General features: G+C 58.3%; 1 protein-coding gene. It reads right to left on the reverse strand.

Annotated features, from left to right (window positions below; genetic code table 11):
• A partial coding sequence (locus tag CVH10_RS27070; RefSeq protein WP_219925053.1) for a hypothetical protein occupies nt 1-192 on the reverse strand: 192 nt, incomplete at its 3' end.
• Between the last annotated feature and the right edge of the window lie 55 nt (nt 193-247).

The raw sequence follows: 247 nt of genomic DNA on the forward strand, positions 1-247 counted from the left end.
GCCGCCGAACTGCTTTGCTGTCGCCGTCTGGTCTAGCTTTGCAAGCTGCTTGACTGGCGTCAGGGTCTTTGTCGCGGGGTTCCAACCACCGTGCTTCTTTACGACCTGCGCCCATGCCTCGGCGTAGTGTGGGATGTCCATCTCAAATTGCAGCGGGGTTAGCGTCGGCAGGCCAGGCTTCGTAATCGTCATCTCGATTCCAGTGTCTGCGCGAGAGTGCGCATCAGGTTATCGGCAGAACTCAGAA

The organism is Halomonas sp. ND22Bw (assembly GCF_003011945.1).
GTDB classification, from domain to species: Bacteria; Pseudomonadota; Gammaproteobacteria; order Pseudomonadales; family Halomonadaceae; genus Halomonas; species Halomonas halophila.